At 49.5% G+C, this 18,764-nt stretch carries 15 protein-coding genes, 1 tRNA gene and 2 pseudogenes; 9 read left to right on the top strand and 9 right to left on the bottom strand.

Annotated features, from left to right (window positions below; genetic code table 11):
* Positions 1-73: pseudogene (locus ACTHTA_RS09880) on the top strand (integrase core domain-containing protein); the annotation flags it as partial.
* A 59-nt stretch (positions 74-132) separates the two neighbouring features.
* Here ACTHTA_RS09880 and ACTHTA_RS09875 read toward each other — a convergent pair.
* Together ACTHTA_RS09875 and ACTHTA_RS09870 are read right to left on the bottom strand one after the other, a co-directional pair.
* Positions 133-963: a symmetrical bis(5'-nucleosyl)-tetraphosphatase gene (locus ACTHTA_RS09875; RefSeq protein ID WP_070461450.1), complete on the bottom strand. Its 831-nt coding sequence runs from the start codon at positions 961-963 to the stop codon at positions 133-135.
* A 70-nt stretch (positions 964-1,033) separates the two neighbouring features.
* A complete protein-coding gene (locus ACTHTA_RS09870; protein ID WP_036472307.1) occupies positions 1,034-1,423 on the bottom strand; it encodes a RidA family protein in 390 nt (129 codons plus the stop codon).
* 170 nt (positions 1,424-1,593) lie between these two features.
* Here ACTHTA_RS09870 and yaaA point away from each other — a divergent pair, with 170 nt between their 5' ends.
* Together yaaA and ACTHTA_RS09860 are read left to right on the top strand one after the other, a co-directional pair.
* A complete protein-coding gene (gene yaaA / locus ACTHTA_RS09865; protein WP_308888265.1) occupies positions 1,594-2,373 on the top strand; it encodes a peroxide stress protein YaaA in 780 nt (259 codons plus the stop codon).
* Between the two features lie 79 nt (positions 2,374-2,452).
* A tRNA-Ser gene (locus tag ACTHTA_RS09860) sits at positions 2,453-2,543 on the top strand.
* Positions 2,544-2,672: 129 nt separating this feature from the next.
* On the opposite strand, the gene ACTHTA_RS09855 is transcribed toward ACTHTA_RS09860, so the two are convergent.
* From ACTHTA_RS09855 to ACTHTA_RS09835, 5 genes and pseudogenes are all read right to left on the bottom strand, one after another.
* Positions 2,673-4,277, bottom strand: coding sequence for an ABC transporter ATP-binding protein (locus ACTHTA_RS09855; protein WP_308888264.1), 1,605 nt, complete (start codon positions 4,275-4,277; stop codon positions 2,673-2,675).
* Between the two features lie 24 nt (positions 4,278-4,301).
* A complete protein-coding gene (gene oppC / locus ACTHTA_RS09850) occupies positions 4,302-5,210 on the bottom strand; it encodes an oligopeptide ABC transporter permease OppC (protein WP_003683112.1) in 909 nt (302 codons plus the stop codon).
* Positions 5,211-5,282: 72 nt separating this feature from the next.
* The gene (oppB, locus tag ACTHTA_RS09845) at positions 5,283-6,203 is read right to left on the bottom strand and encodes an oligopeptide ABC transporter permease OppB (protein WP_036472303.1); all 921 of its coding nucleotides are present in this window, start codon (positions 6,201-6,203) and stop codon (positions 5,283-5,285) included.
* Between the two features lie 233 nt (positions 6,204-6,436).
* Positions 6,437-8,233 carry an aminopeptidase P family protein gene (locus ACTHTA_RS09840; RefSeq protein ID WP_313971023.1) on the bottom strand — a complete coding sequence of 599 codons (1,797 nt, stop codon included), beginning with the start codon at positions 8,231-8,233 and terminating at the stop codon, positions 6,437-6,439.
* A gap of 75 nt (positions 8,234-8,308) precedes the next feature.
* Positions 8,309-9,928 (bottom strand): annotated as a pseudogene (locus ACTHTA_RS09835) (ABC transporter substrate-binding protein).
* A gap of 328 nt (positions 9,929-10,256) precedes the next feature.
* Between ACTHTA_RS09835 and ACTHTA_RS09830 the strand changes: the two are divergent.
* The 6 genes from ACTHTA_RS09830 (at position 10,257) to ACTHTA_RS09805 (ending at position 16,665) form a co-directional block, all read left to right on the top strand.
* Positions 10,257-11,327, top strand: a complete 1,071-nt coding sequence (locus tag ACTHTA_RS09830) for a porin (RefSeq protein ID WP_070749640.1) — start codon at positions 10,257-10,259, stop codon at positions 11,325-11,327.
* A gap of 124 nt (positions 11,328-11,451) precedes the next feature.
* Positions 11,452-12,969 carry a polyamine aminopropyltransferase gene (locus ACTHTA_RS09825; RefSeq protein ID WP_440364403.1) on the top strand — a complete coding sequence of 506 codons (1,518 nt, stop codon included), beginning with the start codon at positions 11,452-11,454 and terminating at the stop codon, positions 12,967-12,969.
* Positions 12,970-13,136: 167 nt separating this feature from the next.
* Positions 13,137-13,604 (top strand): FxsA family protein, encoded by a 468-nt coding sequence (locus tag ACTHTA_RS09820; protein WP_440364401.1) that lies wholly within the window; start codon positions 13,137-13,139, stop codon positions 13,602-13,604.
* Positions 13,605-13,782: 178 nt separating this feature from the next.
* Positions 13,783-15,630, top strand: coding sequence for a transglycosylase SLT domain-containing protein (locus ACTHTA_RS09815; protein ID WP_440364400.1), 1,848 nt, complete (start codon positions 13,783-13,785; stop codon positions 15,628-15,630).
* A 277-nt stretch (positions 15,631-15,907) separates the two neighbouring features.
* Entirely contained in the window at positions 15,908-16,120 is a 213-nt protein-coding gene (gene rpsU / locus ACTHTA_RS09810) for a 30S ribosomal protein S21 (RefSeq protein ID WP_003680926.1), read from the top strand.
* 98 nt (positions 16,121-16,218) lie between these two features.
* A complete protein-coding gene (locus ACTHTA_RS09805) occupies positions 16,219-16,665 on the top strand; it encodes a GatB/YqeY domain-containing protein (protein WP_308888258.1) in 447 nt (148 codons plus the stop codon).
* A gap of 63 nt (positions 16,666-16,728) precedes the next feature.
* On the opposite strand, the gene accD is transcribed toward ACTHTA_RS09805, so the two are convergent.
* The gene (gene accD / locus ACTHTA_RS09800) at positions 16,729-17,595 is read right to left on the bottom strand and encodes an acetyl-CoA carboxylase, carboxyltransferase subunit beta (protein WP_070631664.1); all 867 of its coding nucleotides are present in this window, start codon (positions 17,593-17,595) and stop codon (positions 16,729-16,731) included.
* Positions 17,596-17,670: 75 nt separating this feature from the next.
* Positions 17,671-18,456 carry a tryptophan synthase subunit alpha gene (trpA, locus tag ACTHTA_RS09795; RefSeq protein WP_137040538.1) on the bottom strand — a complete coding sequence of 262 codons (786 nt, stop codon included), beginning with the start codon at positions 18,454-18,456 and terminating at the stop codon, positions 17,671-17,673.
* Positions 18,457-18,764 lie beyond the last annotated feature (308 nt).

Here is an 18,764-nt window from a genome sequence, read left to right as displayed (position 1 = left end):
CTTTGTTAATTTCTATAACACTGTGAAGCCACACCGCAGTTTGAACGGCGATACGCCGTTTGAGGTCTTGTAGGCTTATTTTTCTCAACCTGTGGTGTAAACAACGCAACGTTTTCCTACATCTTATCCACACTATTTCAATGCCGTTTTCCAATCCAATCCGCCCAACGACGGTACCTGTATCACTTCATTGGTATCCAAATTGACCGCTGTCAGCTCTCCGCCCCATAACGCGCCTGTATCCAAAGCAATAACCTGATCGGTATTAACGTAGCCCAATGACGACCAATGTCCGAACACGGTAATATAATCCAAATTCTGCCTATCGGGCGCTTTAAACCAAGGGCGCAGGTAAAGCGGCATTTTTTTCAGAGTGGATTTATATTCGTAATCCAATTCGCCTTTGTACGTCAACGCACGCATACGGGTAAAGACGTTGATAATCATGCGTAGGCGCTCATAGCCTGTCAAATCATCCGTCCACTCGGTCGGCTTGTTGCCGTACATTTTACCAAAAAATTTCCTGTATTTTTTACCTTGCAATTCAGCCTCAGCTTCACGGGCAAGGCTTTCGGCCTTATCAACCGACCATTGCGGCAAAATACCGGCATGCACCATCACATGCCTGTCGCCGCGCACCAAAAGCGGCTGATGACGCAGCCAGTCCAGCATGGCATGACTATCGGGATGGGTCAAAATCGGCTCAACTGTATCACTGCGCTTAAGCGTTCCTTCACCGCAACCGACTGCCAAAAGATGTAAATCATGATTGCCCAAAACCATTTGCACACTGCTGTCATGCTCTTTGGCAAATTTCAGGGTTTCCAAGGACTTCGGGCCGCGATTGACAATATCGCCGACCAGCCAAAGGGTGTCCGTACCATGATTAAAGCCGATTTTGGCAAGCAACAAAGTCAGCTCGTCAAAACAGCCTTGAATGTCTCCGATTGCGTAATGTGCCATTATTATTGTTTTCCATTGTTATTATTTTCAGACGGCCTCAAGCCCAGCCCAGGCCGTCTGAAAACATCAATTATGCATTTAAAACCAATACTGCTTCAGCCTCTACCTGAACGCCTTTAGGCAAGCTGGCCACGCCAACCGCCGCACGTGCAGGGAAAGGTTGTTCGATAAATTCAGCCATCACTTCATTGAACACGGCAAAATTGGCCAAATCGGTCAAATAAGCATTGAGTTTGACGATATCGTTCAAAGAACCGCCGGCCGCTTCGGCTACGGCTTGCAGGTTTTTAAATACTTGCACTGCTTCGGCGCGGAAGTCGCCATCGCCGACCACGGTCATCGTAGCCGGATCCAAAGGAATCTGACCGCTCATATAAACCGTATCGCCTGCACGGACTGCTTGGCTGTATGCACCAATCGCGGCAGGGGCTTTGTCGGTATGGATAATGGTTTTAGACATAATATTCTCCTCAAGTAGAAATGTCAGAATCGGGTGGAAGCTTCGAATTTTACTTTCAACAGAAATACGTTTCAATAAAAGCATTCAATTAATGCGTTTATTCCATCTTGTTCTTCCCCGATTTTAAACCTACAATCCCACACATTATTCATTTCAAAGCCGAAATTATCATGTTTTTTGTCTTATCCCCAGCCAAAAACCTCAACGAAAAAGACCCCTCCCCCGTCAGCAGCTTTACCCAGCCCGACCTTTTGCCCGAAGCAGAAATCCTGATGCAGGAGTTGCGTCAGCTTGCCCCTCAACAAATCGCCGAGCTGATGCATGTTTCCGACAAAATCGCCCTGCTCAATGCCGAACGCAATGCCGTATGGCACACGCCGTTTACCCCTGAAAATGCCAAACAGGCCGTATTTATGTTCAACGGCGACGTCTATGAAGGCATCGCCGCCGATACGCTTAAACCGGAACAAATCGACTACCTGCAACAACACGTCCGCCTGCTCTCCGGCTTATACGGCGTACTGCGCCCGCTCGACTTGATGCAGCCCTACCGCTTGGAAATGGGCACGGCCTTTGCCAACTCACGCGGCAAAAACCTCTACGAATTTTGGGGCGATAAAATCACCGATATGCTCAACCAAACACTGAAACAAGCCGGCAGCGATATCTTAATCAACCTCGCCTCACAAGAATATTTCAAATCCGTCAACACCAAAAAACTCAACGCACGCCTGATTACGCCGATTTTTAAAGACGAGAAAAACGGCAAATACAAAATCATCAGCTTCTACGCCAAACGTGCGCGCGGTTTGATGGTGCGCTACGCGGCAGAACACGGCATTACCGAGCCTGAAATGCTCAAAAATTTCGACTACGAGGGCTATTCATTCAATGAAGCAGCTTCAAACGAAGCCGAATGGGTATTCATGCGTGAAGAACAATCTAAATAAAAACAGAATCCTAGATATTTTTTCTAAAATACCTCTTGGCAAAGGCCGTAAGTTCCATTAATATTACGGCTTCAAGAATGGAAGCGTGGCAGAGCGGTTTAATGCAACGGTCTTGAAAACCGTCGAGGGTTGATAGCCCTCCGTGAGTTCGAATCTCACCGCTTCCGCCATTCTTGATATTTTTTTATCTAGTGAAAATGAAATGTGAGACTTGATGATTCAAGTCTTTTTTATTTTCAAATCCAAAGAATTCCGTAAAGGCCGTCTGAAAATTTCTTTTCAGACGGCCTTTTCCTTTTCTACAAATCAAATGCGGCGTTAATCAAACGTTTGGTGTAGTCGTTTTGCGGATGGTGGAAAATCTGATCCGCGCTGCCGTACTCAACCATTTCGCCCTGCTTCATCACAATCACGTTGTCGCTGACAGCGCGCACAACAGACAAATCATGACTGATGAACATATAAGTCAGGCCGTATTTCTTCTGCAAATCGCGCAAAAGTTCGACCACTTTGGATTGTACGGAGCGGTCAAGTGCAGATGTCGGCTCGTCCAAAAGAATGAATTTCGGGCGCAGGATAACGGCGCGTGCAATCGCGATACGCTGACGCTGGCCGCCGGAGAATTCATGCGGATAGCGGTTGAGCGCGTCAAGCGGCAGGGACACTTCCTTCATGACTTCCAAAACGCGCTGGATACGTTCTTTTTTGGTCATCTCTGGATGATGAACCGTCAAACCTTCGCCAATAATTTCGCCAACGGTCAAGCGCGGGGAAAGCGAACCGAACGGATCTTGGAACACAATTTGCCGTTGCGATTTCAGACGGCGTGCCTCTTCGGCGGTATAGTTTTTCAGGTCTTTACCTTCAAAGGAAATATGGCCGGTATAAGGCAGCATCTGCATGACGGCTTTGCCCAGCGTGGATTTGCCGGAACCGGACTCGCCGACGACGCCCAATGTTTCGCCTTCTTTAATTTTGAGGCTGATGCCTTTGACGGCATCAAAAGTTTTGAGCGGTTTGCCGAAAAAGTTTTGCTTCAATACGAAAGAAACATTGACATTATCGGCATCGATTAACACACCGGCATTGTTTTCTTCCGGCTCTTTCATGCCTTTTGGAATGGCATTGATGAGTTCGGCAGTATATTCGTGTTTCGGATGAACAAATACTTCTTTGATTTTGCCACGCTCGACAATTTCGCCGTTACGCATGACGCAGACGGTTTTGGAATAGTGTTCCGCCAAACCCAAATCGTGGGTAATGAAGATAATCGCCATGCCCATTTGCTGTTGCAAATCGTGGAGCAAATCGAGAATCTCGGCTTGAATGGTCACATCCAAAGCCGTGGTCGGTTCGTCGGCAATCAGCAAGTCAGGTTCATTGATGAGTGCCATGGCAATCATGATGCGTTGCAGCTGACCGCCGGAAAACTCGTGCGGATATTGCTTCATGCGGCGCTCGGCTTCTTTGATGCCCACACGCTCCAGCAATGCCAATGCCTTCTGCCCTGCTTCTTTTTTGCCAAGCTTTTTATTGTGCACACGCGCCGCTTCAATCAGCTGCGCACCGATACGCATAAACGGATTGAGCGAGGTCATCGGCTCTTGGAAAATCACGCTGATGCGGTTACCGCGCAAATCACGCAGGGTTTTCTCATCGGCATCCAAAATGGAAATGCCGTCAAAAGTAATGCGCGAATCTTTGCCATAACGGGCAAACTTTTCAGGCAACAGGCGCATAACGGACATAGACGTTACAGACTTGCCCGAGCCGGACTCGCCGACCAAAGCCAATGTTTCACCCTCTGCCACTTTAAAGCTGACATTACGCACGGCGTGCACGTTCTTTTCATGCAATTCAAAATTGATGTCCAGATTTTCTACAACCAGTAACTGTTTTGTCATTTTGATTATCCTTTTGGTTGTGGTTTAGCGGTCTTTCGGGTCGAGCGCATCGCGCAGGCCGTCGCCGATAAAGTTGAAACAGAACAAAGTGGTTACCAAGAAGAAACTTGGCACGAGCAGCTGCCAAGGTGCGGCTTCCATCGAAATCGCGCCTTCTTGCAACATCGAACCCCAACTGGTCATCGGCTCTTGCACGCCCAAGCCCAAGAAGCTCAAGAAGGATTCAAACATAATCATGCCCGGCACCAACAAAGAGGCATACACCATCACCACGCCCAAAACATTTGGAATAATGTGGCGCGTTACGATTTTACGTTTTGCCACGCCGCTCACACGCGCCGCTTCGACAAACTCTTTATGCTTCAAGCTCAAGGTTTGACCGCGCACGATACGCGCCACGTCCAGCCAAGACACTAAACCCACGGCGGCAAAAATCAAAAGCAGATTGCGGCCGAAGAATGTGGTCAGCAGAATCACGAAAAACATAAACGGAAACGCGTTCAAAATCTCCAAAAAGCGCATCATCAGCGAATCGAGCTTACCGCCGATAAAGCCGGCAATCGCGCCATAAAGCGTACCGATGACAACGGCCACCAATGCGCCGGCCACACCGACCAGCAAGGAAATACGTCCGCCGGTTGCCGCACGCGACAGCAAATCGCGGCCGAGCAAATCCGTACCCAGATAGTGATGGGTAGAAAAGGACGGCGGAATCTGCATATTGTCCCAGTCGGTGAAGTCGTAGGTGTAGCGGACAATCCATGGCGCCACAATCACAAAAATGCTAATCAGCAACAGGATAATAATGCTGTACACCGCCGCTTTGTTCTGTTTAAAACGCCGCCATGCGTCGCTCCACAGGCTTTTACCGTGTACTTGGGCGTATTCTGCTGCCTCTGCAAGGGCCTGAGTCTGCTTCTTTTTGAATAACATAATATTCTCTCTCGCTTTTTATTCTTTCTTCAGGCCGTCTGAACGTTTCAGACGGCCTTTGCGCAAATGGGATTAATAACGGATTTTCGGGTCAATAATGGCATACAGAATATCGAGGATGGCGTTGAACAAAATGGTCATGATGCCGACCAAAATCGTCAAACCCAAAATCATGCCGTAGTCGCGGTTGAGCGCGCCGTTGACAAACAATTGTCCGACGCCGGGAATACCGAACACGTTTTCAATCACAATGGAGCCGGTAATGATGCCGACGAATGCCGGGCCTAAGAAAGAAACAATCGGCAACATGGCAGGACGCAACGCATGGCGCAGGATGATGCGGCTCATGGGCAGGCCTTTGGCGCGTGCCGTGCGGATAAAGGGGCTGTTCAATACTTCAATCATCGCGCCGCGCGTAATCCGCGCGATACTGGACACATAACCGATGGACAAAGTAACGACGGGCAAAATCAAGTTCATCAGTGCGCCATCGTTCCAACCGCCCGCAGGCAGCCATTGCAGTCTGACGGCAAACACCAGCACCAATACCGGCGCCATCACAAAACTGGGAACGACAATGCCGGTCATCGCGCCGCTCATCAGCGAATAATCCAGCCAGCTGTTTTGTTTTAAGGCGGCGATGATGCCGATAAACATGCCGAAGATGGCGGCGATTAAAAAGGCGTAGAAGCCAAGTTCTGCCGATACCGGCAGGGATTGGGCAAGCAACTCATTAACGCTGAAATCTTTATATTTGAACGACGGTCCCAAATCCCCTTGCGCTAACTGCTTGAGGTAGTGGAAATATTGGAGGTACATCGGGTCATTGAGGTGGTATTTGGCTTCGATGTTGGCCATGACCGCAGGCGGCAAATTGCGTTCGCCTGTGAACGGGCTGCCCGGTGCGAGCCGCATCAGAAAAAACGATACGGTAATCAACACCAGCATGGTCGGGATGGAAGCACATATCCGTTTGATGATGAATTTCAACATAATCAGGCTGTCCTGTCTGAACATACCGGACTCGTGAAAACAAAGCTGACCTGAAGCGGAAATCGGATGAATGGCAGCAGGCATCTGTAACGTCGCCGCGCCGGTTTCTCTCTCTATTCCGACCGGGTTATTGTTTTTATTCGGAGTCGGGTAAGGTTTTTTTAGTTTTTAGATAATTGTTGTTATAAGGCCGTCTGAAACTTTGTATCCGCCGTTTCAGACGGCCTTTCACGTTAACGCGCCAAAGGTTCGGTGCGTTCAATCAGCCATGCTTTGGCCGCGCCTTCTGTCAAAGGCTCAAGACGGCGGCGCACTTCGGCGTGATATTGGTTCAGCCATTCGATTTCGCTGCCGGTCATCAATTTGGTATCGATCAGGCGCGTATCGATTGGGCAGAGGGTAACGGTTTCAAAATACAGGAATTTGCCGAACTCAGTTTCCTCTGGGTTTTCAACCGGACGGTTGATTACCAGGCTTTCGATACGGATACCCCATTTGCCCGGACGGTAAAGACCCGGCTCGTTGGAAGTCAGCATGCCTGACTTCATCGCGTGATGCGGTTGCGGCACGGCGGCGACGGCAATGCTTTGCGGACCTTCATGCACATTGAGGAAATAGCCCACGCCATGACCGGTACCGTGACCGTAATCACATTGTGCCTGCCAGAGCGATTTGCGGCAGATGGCATCAATCATCGGGCCTTTAATGTTTTCAGGGAAAATGGTTTCCGCCAGAGAAATATGCGCTTTCAACACCAAAGTGTAATCACGCTTCATGGCCGCACTCGGATTGCCGACAGGCACCACGCGCGTGATGTCGGTCGTACCGCCCCAGTATTGGCCGCCGGAGTCAATCAGCAGCATACCGTCGCCTTTGATTTTGCTGTTGTTTTCCGGTGTCGCGCTGTAATGAGGCAATGCGGCATTGGCATTGTAGCCGGCGATGGTGTCGAAACTTGGCGAAATAAAGCCGGGACGTTGGCTGCGGTGTTTGTAGAGCATGCCGTCGATGTCCAGTTCGCTCAATTCGCCGCCATCTGCCAAGATTTGTTCAAACTCGGCAAAGAAGCCGCACAATGCCGCGCCGTCTTCCGCCATGGTATTGCGGATATGAGCGATGTCGGCATCAGATTTAACGGATTTGAAGAATGTGCTTGGGTGGATGGCTTCAATCAAACGAATGTCTTCAGGCAGGCGGCGCAAAGTGCCGACAGCGGTTTTGTTCGGATCAATCAGCAATGCGCCCTTAACGTCTGCCAAGTAGTCCGCCGCTTGCGCATAAGGCAATACTTCAAAACCTGCCGCTTTCAAAGCTTCGGCAGATTCGGCTTTCAGACGGCCTGCATCGGTAAACAATACGGCTTTGTCTTGGCTGATAAACAGATGGGACAAGAACACAGGGTTAAACGGTACATCATCGCCGCGCAGATTGGTAATCCAAGCGATGTCGTCCAACGAAGAAACCAAATGTGCATCTGCGCCCTGCTCTTTCATGGCCGCACGGATACGGGCCAGTTTTTCGGCCGCCGTTTCGGAAACATAGTCGGGATGGTGAACGTAGATTTCCGGAGTCGGCAATGCAGGACGGTCGTCCCACACTTCGTCCAACAAGGTTTCAGGATATTCGAGGCGAATGTTTTTGGCGGCAAGTGCCTGTTTCAAACCGCGCTCGCCGCTGAGTGCGAACATATCGGCAGGCGCACCGACTACTGCGCCCTCGGGCAGATTTTGTGCCAACCACTCGGTATAAGGCGCATCAACGCCCATTTTTTGCAGCTCGATGCCGTTTGGCGCAAGCTGTTGGCCTGCCTGTTCCCAATAGCGGCTGTCCGTCCACACGCCTGCTTTATCGGCGGTTACCACCAAAGTGCCGGCCGAACCGGTAAAGCCGGAAAAATCGCGGCGCGCCTGCCAATGCTCGGGCAGGTATTCGGAAAGGTGCGGATCGGCGGAAGGAATGACAAACGCGTCCACGCCATGTTTTTTCATGGCTTCGCGTAAAGCGGACAAACGTTGTTGTACAGATTTCATGTGTTATATCTCCTATTGTTTCAGACGGCCTCGGTCATCAAGGCCGTCTGAAAACTTGTGCTGTCTATAATCAATCTATTTTTTCGGTGCGAACGACCAGCTCTTGACTGTGTAGTTCCGCAAAGGGTCTTTGTCGGAATAGCCGATAATATCGGGTTTGACCATACGCACTTCAACCTGATGATACAGCGGAATCAGTGCAGCGTCTTCTTGAAGCTGCTTCTCCGCATCGGCATAGAGCTGGCTGCGCGCTTCCTTGCTGACACCATCTTTCAGCGTATTGTTCATAAATGTGTCAAACGCCGCGCTTTTGTAGCGGAATGCATTGTTTGAGTTGTTGGATTTCAAGATATTGAGCATACCCGCCGGATCGTTGAAATCGGAACACCAGCCGCTGAACGAAACCTTAAAATTACCTTGCGCGCGCGTATCCAAATAAGTTTTCCATTCCTCGTTGGACAAAGTCGGACGGATAAACGGAATGGCTGCTTTCCACACCGACTGCACGGCAGTAATTTGTTTTTTGGACGCTTCGCTGGTGCTGTACAAAATATCGAACTCAAGCGGATGGTCATCGTTGTAGCCTGCTTCGTTCAACAGTTTGCGCGCAGTTTCGATGCGTTTTTCAGGTGTCCACTCTTTCCACTCAGGATAAACAGGAATCACACCCTGCATTTGCGGTGGCGTCAATTGGAACGCAGGCGTGTCGCCACGGCCGCCCACTTTGACGACGATGTCGCGGCGTGTCAACATATTGAGCGCCTTGCGGACGCGCGGATCGTTAAACGGCGCCGCTTCGTGGTTCGGCTCCAAATACCAGCTACATAAAGAAGTTGTACGTTTCACTTGTCCCGGAAACTCAATATCCGCCACTTTGACCTGATCGCTGGGAATACCATAAGTCACATCAATTTCATTGGCGCGATAACGGTTGTACTCGCCGCTACCTGACAAGAAAACAGCCTTCGGAATAGCCACTTTGTCTTTATCGTAATAATTGGGATTGCGTTCCATATTAATGTGGCTGTTGACTTTCCAATCCGTTAACAGATAAGCGCCACTGGAAACGTAATGACCGGGCTGCGTCCACTTATTGCCGTATTTTTCAACAGTGGCGCGGTGAACCGGAAATGTGAATTGCTGAATCAGCATATCGGGGAAATAAGGCACGGGCGCAATCAGCGTAAATTGCAGGGTCTTCGCGTCCAACGCCTTGACGCCCAATGTCTCAGGCTTGGCTTTGCCGTTTAATATATCTTCCGCATTTTCCACTTGGGCATCGACCAAATAGCTGCCGAAAGGTGCGCCGGTGGCCGGATCGGCAAGACGACGGAAGCTGTACACGAAATCTTCGGCAGTAATCGGATCGCCATTGCTCCATTTGGCATCACGCAGATGGAAGGTCCAAACACGCTCGCCCTCGCTCTCCCATTTTTCCGCCAAAGCAGGAATGGTTTTGCCTTCGGCATCCGTACCGACCAAACCATCCATCAACTAACGGATAATCGCACCGGCCGCCATATCGCCGCTCATTTGAGGATCCAGCGTACCCGGCTCGACGCCGTTGCTGACCACCACGCGCTCATAATCAGTACGTTTAAACTCAGGAGCAGGCTTGACATCGCGGCTGCACGCCGACAACGCGAATACGGCAGCCAATGATGCAGCCAACAGCGGATAGGTTTTTCCGGCCATATTTCATTCCTTCTTTTTGGGTATTCTTCTTTTTCAGACGGCCTGATTATTCAAACTACACTCGACTACATTTAGTTAGAATTTTTCCAATGCAGTTAAATCGTCTATTTCAAGTCATGAAAATAGTGTTTTAAACCACATATTCCATCAGGATAATAGTGAGCCATCCAAGATTGTTGGCAAATTAACACAAAAATACGTAACTGAAAACTATTTTTCAATTTATCCTACGATAAATTACAAATGTATTGATTTTTTATAATTTGTCAAATAAGATTATCCGAATACCCCGTCCCCAATTAAGAAAAAGACATAAAAGGAGAACAAAATGAACAAGTTATCTTGTTTTGTTGCCATTACCCTCATCGGCTCTTCCATGAGCATCGCCCACGCCGAACCTAAAATGAACGGTACCATATACATTATGACCGAGGTCGAACACAACAATAAAACCGGCGTCACCAATACAACCATTTCCGATAAAAGTTCCAGTCTTTATCTCTCCGATGAAGTACGACTCAACAACGACTTATGGCTGAAATGGCAACTTGGCTCCTTTATTTACTTCGATTCCGACCGCTGGGGCGGCTGGGGTACTGCCGACTCATACGTCGCTCTCAACAGCTACAAAAACCTCGGCACCGTCAAAATGGGTTACATCAGTACACCCATGAACAGCATTTATCTGAACCCGTTCGACACCAACAGCTCGATTCTGGAATTCGGCAAAATTTCCCGCTTCGGCCAACGCCGCGTTTCTATGGCTTATGAGTCTCCTTGGAAAAACGGTTTCCAATTCAAATTCAACGTCTCCCCAGGTTCCAATGCCGCACGCAACAACAACGACTGGAATCCGGACAAAAAACGTGACGGCGACTGGGTTTTCGGCTGGGGTGTGGACTACAACCACCCAAACAACGGCTTTAACGCCCACTACGCTGCCGAATACGCACCCAACGACTCTCCGACCGAAACCAAAGACTTCCAAGCCCATGCATTCATGGCCGGATACAGCAAAGACAAAATCTCCGTCGATGCCGCGTTCCAATACGCCAAAAACACTTGCGACGGCTTCAGCTGCTGGGGCGTATGGAAAGATGCGGCAGGCAACGTAGCTGGTTCTTACGACAAAGAAATCAACAACACCAAAGAGTTTATGGTGTCCGGCTCATACAAAGTAGGCAATTTCAAACCTCAAATCGGCTTCGCCTACGGTAAAAGCTCTATCGGCGAAGACTACAAACACGTTGCCGTCAGCACTGATTACAGCTTCTCCAAACGGACAACTGCCACACTCGGCGCCGGCTGGTTGAAAGAAAACGTCAATCCGAAATACGACAAAGATTTGCCGAAAAAATCTTCTTACGCAGTGGGCATGGTATTTAAACACCGCTATTAATGCCTGACAGATTAAAGGCCGTCTGAAACAATTTGTTCAGACGGCCTTTTCTACATCCTATAAATAAACTTGCAGCCCACCTTAAAAATCATTACATTGCCCACACTCAAGCAACAAAAACGTCATCATGAACGCCCACCGCACCCTCATCATCTCTGTTTTTATCGTCGCCAGCTGCGGCCTCGCTTACGAGCTCATCATCGCCGCGCTTGCAAGCTATCTTTTGGGCGACAGTATTTTGCAGTTTTCCTCCGTCATCGGGCTTTATCTGTTTTCAATGGGTATCGGCGCGCACCTGACCCGCTACATCAAAGACGAAGACGTGTTGCACCGCTTTATCGAAATCGAACTTCTGGTCGGCATCATCGGCGGCATTTCCGCGCTGGCATTATTTGTGGCCTTCGGTTTATCCGCCGCCCCGTTCCGCACCCTGCTCTACGCTTTTGTACTGATTGTCGGCATGGTTGTCGGCATGGAAATTCCTTTAGTCATGCGCGTGTTAAACCAAAAAGGTGCGGAATTTAAAGAACTCGTTTCCAAAGTATTGACCTTCGATTACTTGGGCGCACTTGCCGTCTCTCTGTTGTTTCCGCTTTTGCTCGCCCCCAAACTCGGCATGGCACGTTCCGCCTTGTTGTTTGGCATTTTCAACGCCGCCGTCGCCTATCTGACCGCGCGTGTATTCAAATCCGAATTACCCCGCTACCACGCCATCCGCCTGCGCGCGCTGATTGTCTTGTCCGTTCTCGCCGCCACCTTCGCCTACGCCGACCGTATCTCTTTCAAAGCCGAACAAAGCTATTTCGGCGATCCCGTCGTCTATCAAAGCCATTCTCCCTACCAACGGCTGGTCGTTACCCGCTGGAAAGACGACACCCGCCTCTACATCAACGGCAACCTGCAATTCTCCTCACGCGACGAAGCCCGTTACCATGAAGCACTCGTTCTGCCTGCCATGCAGATGGTTCCCAATGCCGAACGCGTCCTGATTCTCGGTGGCGGAGACGGATTGGCGGCACGCGAAGTCTTGAAATATCCGCAGGTCAAAAATGTTACTTTGGTCGATCTCGATCCCGACATGACCGCTACTTTTAGAACCTCCGCCACCTTGAGCGCGCTCAACCAAGGTTCACTGTCCCATCCCAAAATGCACGTCGTCAACGACGATGCCGCCAAATGGCTGGAAGCGTCGTCTGAAAAATTCGACGTTATCATCATCGACCTACCCGACCCGTCCAATTTCTCACTGGGCAAACTCTACTCCGTCCCCATGTACCGCCTCGTCGCCCGCCATCTTCAGCCGCAGGGCAAGATTGTTGTGCAATCCACTTCGCCTTATTTCGCCCCTAACGCCTACTGGTCGGTCGTTGCCACCCTCGAAGCGGCCAAGTTGAATACTGCGCCCTATCATGTTTACGTCCCTTCCTTTGGCGAATGGGGATTTGTGTTGGCAGGCTTCGACCAAAACTTCCCCATTCCGCAAAAATTCGACGTACCCACCCGCTATCTCAATGCCCAGACCGTCGCCGAAATGTTCCGCTTTCCGCCCGATATGGCAAGGCGTAAAGTGGAAGCAAATTATTTGAACAACCAAATTCTTGTCAGTTATTTTGAAAGTGATTGGAACAATGTGATGCGATAGAATATCTAAAGGCCGTCTGAAACATCTGCCTTCTTTTTATCTCCGTTCAGACGGCCTCATCACCCGTTTACCCTTTTTCACACAGCATTTGCTTGAAAAAATAAGGTTTATCTTTATCTAGATAAAACACAATCGACACTATCCGTTGAATGAAGGAACAAACACTTATGCAGTATTTTGGAATCGGTTTTTTGGTTTTAATCTTTTTGGAAATCATGTCCATCGTCTGGGTCGCCGACTGGCTTGGCGGCGGTTGGACGCTGTTTGTGATGGCTCTCAGCTTTATCAGCGGTATCTTCATGCTGCGCCATACCGGCATCTCCGGCTTATTGCTCGCAGGCGCAGCCGTCCGCAGCGGACAAAACATTTCCCTCTATCAGATGCTGTGGCCGATTCGCTATACTGCCGCCGCGGTTTTCCTACTCAGCCCCGGTTTTATTTCAACCGCTGTTGCCCTGCTCTTGCTGATTCCGTTTAAAGGCAACGCGGCCGTTTCTTCTACGCAATCTTTCCAAAGCCACCAGACTTACAGCTCCGCCAAAGATGATGAAGACATTATCGAAGGCGAATATACGGTTACGCGCACCAACAAAGCCGACAAACCGCAAGACTATATCGAACACAAACCCGATTGACGACTTCCTTCATAAAAGGCCGTCTGAATTAGGAATACCTCAAAAGTGTTTCATATTTCAGACGGCCTTAATCATTTCCTGGCTTTGAAAATGTAAATATCAGTTTGTAATTCGGTTATTCCGCATAATTCATTTAAAATAAGCAGTTATTTTGATTATAAAAACGACACGGTATCCAATGAACGTTCAACGTCTTTTCCCTCTCTCCCTCAGCTTGATTACCGCCGCTGTTTTATCGGCGTGCGCCACCCAAAACACACCGACTGCTTCGAATACCGAAACCGTCGTTCAGCCTAAATCTACTTCTATTCCTTCACGCCGCGCCGACAGCGAATCCAAAATCCTGTCCGATTACAGCCAATACCAAAGCGCCATCGATGCCGCCAAACGCGGCGACGATGCTTGGGTACAACAATTTTTATCCCAAGCCAGCGACAGCGCAATGGCTGAAAACGTCCGCAACGAATGGCTGAAAACCTTGGGCGCGCGCGGCCAATGGGATTTGTTCCGTCAAGAATTCAGTAAATTGAACGCCGCCGGCGTCGCACAAGAAGTGCAATGTTATGCCGATTTGAGCAGCGACAATTACAGCAAAGCCGCCGAACTGGTTCGCGTTACCGGCAAACTGCCTGCCGGCTGTACCCGCTTGGTTGAAAGCGCGGCAGCTTCAGGCCGTCTGAACACCAACGACGCATGGCGTCGCGTGCGCGGCTTGTTGAGCAACAGTCAAACCACAGATGCACGCAACCTCGCCGCCGCATTGGGCAGCCCCTTTGAAGGTGGCGCGCAAGGTGCGACCGAATACAGCCTGTTAAGCGTGATCGGCAAAGATGCACGCAAATCCGCTTCTGCCGCCGCCACCCTGTCCGACATGGAATCCGGCCTCAGCCGCGAACAACGCAGCTTCGCATGGGGCGTATTGGGCCACTACCATGCACAAAGCCAAAACATGCCGACTGCTTTGAGCTACTACGGCCGCGTTTCCGACCGCAAACAACTGACTGACGAACAATTGGAATGGTACGCACGCGCCGCTTTGCGCCTGCAACGTTGGGACGAATTGGCAAGCGTGATTCAGCATATGCCTGAAAAACTGCAAAAAGACCCGACATGGCAATATTGGCTGGGTCGCAGCTTCGCTGCACAAGGTAAAAGCAGCCAAGCCAAAGAAATGTACGAAAAAGCTGCCGCTTCCGGCCGCAATTTCTACGCCGTAATGGCAGGTGAAGAATTAGGCCGCCGCATCAATACGCGCAACAACGTTTCCGATGCCGATGCCAGAGACGTCCGCCGCATGAGCGAAGATGGTGCCATCAAACGCGCATTGGTTCTGTTTAAAAACAGCCAAAGCAACGGCGACTCCAAAATGCGCCGTCAGGCACAGGCAGAATGGCGTTTTGCCACCCGCGACTTCAATGAAGATAACCTGCTGACTGCCGCACAAGTCGCTTTTGACAACCAGTTCTACGACATGGCAATCAACAGCGCAGACCGTACCGACCACAAACTCAACTACAAGCTGCGCTACCTCTCTCCGTTTAAAGACCTGACCGTCCGCTATGCCGCACAGGCAGGCGTTGACCCTGCATGGGTTTACGGTTTGATTCGCCAAGAGAGCCGCTTTGTCATGGGCGCGCAATCCAGCGTCGGCGCACAAGGCCTGATGCAGGTAATGCCTGCAACCGCCCGCGAAATCGCCGGCAAAATCGGCATGAGCAGCAGCGAACTCTACACCATGGACGGCAATATCCGCATGGGTACTTGGTATATGGCAGATGCCAAACGCCGCCTGCAAAATAACGAAGTAATGGCCACCGCAGGCTACAACGCCGGCCCCGGCCGCGCCCGCAACTGGCAGGCTTCTTCGCCTTTGGAAGGAGCCATCTACGCCGAGACCATCCCATTCACAGAAACCCGCGACTATGTGAAAAAAGTCATGACCAACGCAACTTATTACGCGTCATTGTTCAATGAGCCGCAAACTTCGTTGAAACAACGTATGGGTACGGTTCCCGGCCGCTATTAATACCCAACAGGCCGTCTGAAAAGTGAGACAGAATCAAACGTTCAGACGGCCTGCAATCTTGACAGACTATCGGGTTTATAAGATAATCGCACGATTGTTTCTGACCGAAAAGGTCACTTGCACGGCAAAAGCCGACTTGTTAGGAGGTGATGTTTACATCACGGCGCGTATCCCGCCCTGCCCTAGGCAAACCAGCGATACAACAACTACCCCATTATGACAAACCGTCCTCTATTTCTTAAAACGGTTTGATTGAACAAAATTTAAAGGAAATAAAATGCCTGCTATTCGTGTTAAAGAGAATGAACCATTTGAAGTTGCCATGCGTCGTTTCAAACGTGCCGTAGAAAAAACCGGTCTGTTGACCGAACTGCGCGCCCGTGAAGCGTACGAAAAACCAACTACCGAACGCAAACGCAAAAAAGCTGCAGCAGCCAAACGTCTGCAAAAACGTCTGCGCAGCCAACAACTGCCTCCTAAAATGTACTAATTACAGGCCTGCCCTGTGATAAACGACACACCGCAAGGGCAGCTTTGCGGTGTGTTTTGTTTTTCAGACGGTATCTTTTTATATAAAGTGAGAACATTATGAGCCTAAAAACACAATTAACCGAAGGCATGAAAACCGCTATGCGTGCCAAAGACCAAGTATCTTTAAGCACCATCCGCCTGATTAATGCCGCCATCAAACAATTTGAAGTAGATGAGCGCACCGAAGTCGATGACGCCAAAGTTATCTCTATCCTGACCAAAATGGTGAAACAGCGCAAAGACAGCGCCAAAATCTATACCGAAGCCGGCCGTCAAGATTTGGCTGATAAAGAAAACGCGGAAATCGAAATCCTCAACCGCTACCTGCCTCAAATGATGTCCGCAGAAGAAATCAAGACTGTCGTTGAAGCAGTCATTACAGAAACCGGTGCATCAGGCATGGCCGATATGGGCAAAGTTATGGGCGTACTGAAAACCCGTCTGGCCGGAAAAGCCGACATGGGTGAAGTCAACAAGGTTTTGAAAGCCGCATTGACTGCTTAATCATCAATAATCAAAAAGGCCGTCTGAAATATTACTTTCAGACGGCCTTTCTTATTGTGCTAATCAAGCAGCAGTTACTTTACTTTCATGACGCAACAAAGTAATCAAATCACTGATACGTTTTTTCATGGAACGGCGATCGACGATTTGGTCGATTGCACCCTTCTCCAGCAAGAATTCTGCACGTTGGAAACCTTCCGGCAGGGTTTCGCGTACAGTCTGCTCGATAACGCGCGGACCTGCAAAACCAATCAGAGCATTCGGTTCTGCCAAAACCACATCGCCCAAGAAGGCAAAGCTGGCAGATACGCCGCCCATAGTCGGATCGGTCAATACGGAAATAAACGGCAGACGTTTTTCAGTCAGCAAATGCAAAGCCGCGCTGGTTTTCGTCATCTGCATCAAAGAGTTTAAACCTTCCTGCATACGCGCACCACCGGAAGCCGCCACGCAAATAAACGAACAATTATCTGCAACAGCACGGCGTACACCCTGCACGAAACGCTCCCCCACGACCGAACCCATGGAGCCGCCGATAAAGCGGAATTCAAAAGCAGCCACCACGACGGGCAGGCCGTTCATGGTGCCTTTCATAACAACCAAAGCATCGTCCTCACCGGTTGCTTTACGCGCAGCAGTGAGGCGATCCGTATATTTCTTGCTGTCTTTAAATTTCAGCGGGTCTGTCGGTTTAATATTGACTGCAATCTCTTCACGGCCTTCTTCATCCAAAAGCAGGTCCAAACGTTCGCGCGCAGAAAGCGGATTGTGATGGTTACATTTCGGACAGACTTCGCTGTTTTGTTTCAACTCGGTTGAGTAAACCGTTGCCGAACAAGACGGACATTTGTGCCACAGACCTTCAGGGACGCTGGACGAACTGCTTCGGTTTTTAATTTTCGGAGGAAGAATTTTATCTAGCCAGCTCATGAATGACTCCTTAGGATTCAGAATTCAGACGGCCAGTTGAACGTAAGGCCGTCTGAAACAATGGAATGGAAAAATTTAGCGAATCGCGTCTTTCAACTCTTTAACCAACGCGCCTACTGCTTCAGCCTCGCTACCTGCATGGCTTTCAATCTCTTTGACGATACGGCTGCCGACAATAACGGCATCCGCCACCGCACCAATCTTACGCGCACTCTCCGCATTATTGATGCCGAAGCCGACACCAATCGGAATATCGATGTATTTGCGCAAAAGCTCTATTTTACGCGAAACTTCTTCAGTGTCCAAACTTGCCGCACCAGTCACGCCTTTGAGCGATACATAATACACAAAACCGCCGGCCACTTTGGCAATAATTTGAATACGCTCCTCAGTTGTCGTTGGCGCAATAAGGAAAATACAATCAATACCTTGTGCTTTCAACGACTCATGTAAAGGCGCAATGGTTTCTACCGGAGAATCCACGGTCAACACGCCATCTACGCCTGCTTCGGCAGCCGCTTGCGCAAACGCCTGATAGCCCATTTTATGTACTGGGTTCAAATAGCCCATTAACACAACCGGCGTTTTATCATTGGTTTGGCGAAACAAGCGTACTGTTTCCAATACATCTCGCAAAGAAACATGATTTGCCAACGCCCTTTCAGCCGCACGTTGAATAGTCGGGCCATCCGCCATCGGGTCAGAAAACGGCACACCCAGTTCCAAAATATCAGCACCATTAGCCACCAGGCTATGCATCAATGCCAAGGTTGTCTCAAGGCTGGGATCACCCACCGTAATATAAGGAATCAGTGCTTTTGCGCCATTGAGCGCTGAGAAAGTTTGTTGGATTCTGCTCATTTTCTGCTATCCATTTCATCGATTTGAATATTGTCCGGCAGCCTGTTTATTCTGCCGTTACATTTGTTTTAAAAACCTCAGTCTGCCATGAAAAGGCGGCATCTATCCGCATTATCTAATGACTGTTTCTTCCCAATCGGCAAACAAGAGGCTAAGTATAACATTTACGGCTATTTCATAGAATCATTTGCAATCAAGATTCTGATATTTTGAAAGCAATATAAAACAATAAAGGCCGTCTGAAAATCATTCAAACAGCCTTTATTAGAATCAATTATGCAAATCTTTGTATGCCTTCGCACTTTTGA

It is taken from the genome of Neisseria sp. P0013.S005 (assembly GCF_051958425.1).
GTDB classification, from domain to species: domain Bacteria; phylum Pseudomonadota; class Gammaproteobacteria; order Burkholderiales; family Neisseriaceae; genus Neisseria; species Neisseria subflava.
This window is presented reverse-complemented; position numbering and strand designations above follow the sequence as displayed.